Raw genomic sequence first — 2,107 nt, forward strand, 5'->3', positions numbered from 1 at the left:
TACCGATATGTCCGCGGATCGAACCGGATAAACCCACAGGCCCTCCGGATCGATACCCGCCAATCAGCCCTGTTCTCGTCTTCCAATTCACGCAGCTTCTTCATGTCCGTCGGCAACATCCCGGCATACTTCTTCTTCCAATTGAAGTATGTTGCCTGGCTGATCCCGGCCTTCCGACAGACCCCAGGTGTTCCTTCTTCGCCTTGCTTGATGATGAACGCCTTTTGCGCGTCCGTGAATTTAGATGCTTTCATCGCCATCCGCTCCTCTCCCAACCAAGGGAAATCTAGCGGAAAACTCTATCCATAAACGAGGAGGTTTTCAGGGATCACAGCATTTCAGATTTGAACTGACGGACACCTCAGCTTGCGACACTGAAAATGGGTTGCCAAAGGATAAGGCAGGCTTCTTCGTGTTCCTCACTCTTACTATCCTCCCTAGTTGACTCAGCCGTCGAACTGGAAAAAATCCAAGCGTCAGTAGTGATGGAAGCCATCAATTTTGCCTAGAATGCCTCGCATCAGGTCATTCGGCTTTTTTGAGAACAATCTTCGAAAATTCAAATCGTCAGATCATCGATGGATTTTCCGGCTTCTAGAGCCGTTTTGACCCAGGCAGGTTTACGACCTCGTCCGGTCCATGTTTGAGTCGGATCGTCAGGGTTGACGTATTTTGCAGCCGACTTGGTCACCGCTTTTTTACCCTTTCCGCTATGCAGAGCAATCACATCTTCAAAACCCACGCCCAGCTTAACCGCAATCGCGCGCATTTCTATCAAAGCGGTTTGCAGGGTTTCTATTTCTACTTCCACTGCGCGCTTTTCAATCTTCACCGCAAGCTCTCTAAGCTCAGCCGCATTCAGGCCGCTAATGTCTATCGACATCTCATTCCTCTTTTTCTCTGTCCAACGGGGACAAAACAGAAAACCAATCTAAGAGCAAGCAAAGCTAAGGATGCACCACCAACACCGGCATAATCAAGCCAACAATAAGGAGCCATTGGCCTCTCACCCTAACTGATAAATCAACTGTTGCCCTGAGACTTAGTTTCCGAATACCCTTTAGTTGTAGCGCATGCGACTTGATCTGACAATTTTGCTCATTTGGAGCGCGGCAGGTAAAGATACCAGCTAGGGATTAATGCATCCTGACCCTTCTGCAACCCGATTTTGCTATTGATGTTCCCATCACCTGTCTGACGTCAGCACCAATGGGACAGTTTAAGTCGATTTGTGGTTGGACAAAACTCGGCCGGGGCCAGCCGCCTTCTGGATCGGCTGGAATTCTTGCAGACGCTTGGTGTTCCAACCGAAACTCTGGATGAGGTGCCCCCTCATCGGATTGCCCAGTTACGCAGACAAGGTGAACGGTATTTTGCGGATGGGTTGCGCGACATTTCCAGTGGCCAACGATTGGCAATTCTGGCGGTCTCTGCAGTGGAATGGCAAGCAGCCATTGCTGATGCCGTTGTCGAAACCCATGACCGGATCGTTGGATCGACGTGGCGCGATGCCAAGAGGTTGTGCGATACCCGCGTTGACGACGCAAAGGGCGCTGTCCAACAAACTATGCGCTCCTTCACCGAGTTGGGAACCACCTTGCTTGCCGCGCATAGCGATGGTGTATCCTTCGAAGCTGCCGTTTCGGACACACCTGGATGGTCAGTCCTGGAGAAGCTGATCGCGACATCGGCGCAATTAACCAACACTTTGGCAGCGGACCCGCTTGCTCATGTCGGGCAAGGTCATCGCCGGTTTCGGCGCTATGCCCCACGCATGTTGAAAGCGCTGGATATCAGGGCGGCCCCAGTCGCTATTCCCTTGGTGAATGCCGCAGAGTTAATTGGCGGAATAATCGACCGGATAAAACCGGCAGATTTTCTGCGCAAGAACTCGAAATGGCATCGACACCTTAGAGCGCAGCCGGAAGATGACCATCGTCTCTGGGAGGTTGCAGTGCTGTTTCATCTTCGTGATGCTTTCCGATCCGGGGATATCTGGCTGGGACATTCAAAGCGCTACGCCGATTTGAAGCAGGCGCTTGTGCCAATCTCAGAGGTGGTTCGGTTCGTTTGAACAGTTTCGAGCCGTTTCGTAAGTGGATTTCCC

2 protein-coding genes and 1 pseudogene are annotated in these 2,107 nt (G+C 51.6%); 1 reads left to right on the plus strand and 2 read right to left on the minus strand.

The features are described 5' to 3' along the window. Together GOW16_RS22565 and GOW16_RS22570 are read right to left on the minus strand one after the other, a co-directional pair. Nucleotides 1-254 (minus strand): transposase (locus GOW16_RS22565; protein ID WP_170419807.1); only part of this gene is annotated, 254 nt, incomplete at its 3' end. A 305-nt stretch (nucleotides 255-559) separates the two neighbouring features. Continuing rightward, nucleotides 560-883, minus strand: a complete 324-nt coding sequence (locus GOW16_RS22570; RefSeq protein WP_170419809.1) for an H-NS histone family protein — start codon at nucleotides 881-883, stop codon at nucleotides 560-562. 336 nt (nucleotides 884-1,219) lie between these two features. Here GOW16_RS22570 and GOW16_RS22575 point away from each other — a divergent pair. Then, a pseudogene (locus GOW16_RS22575) lies at nucleotides 1,220-2,050 on the plus strand (Tn3 family transposase); the annotation flags it as partial. Between the last annotated feature and the right edge of the window lie 57 nt (nucleotides 2,051-2,107).

The sequence above is a fragment of the Ruegeria atlantica genome (genome assembly GCF_013033965.1).
GTDB lineage: Bacteria > Pseudomonadota > Alphaproteobacteria > Rhodobacterales > Rhodobacteraceae > Ruegeria > Ruegeria atlantica_D.

Bases quoted from the DNA above. Each gene is read 5' to 3' on its own strand.
- GOW16_RS22570 (WP_170419809.1), bottom strand. From the start codon at position 883: ATGTCGATAGACATTAGCGGCCTGAATGCGGCTGAGCTTAGAGAGCTT.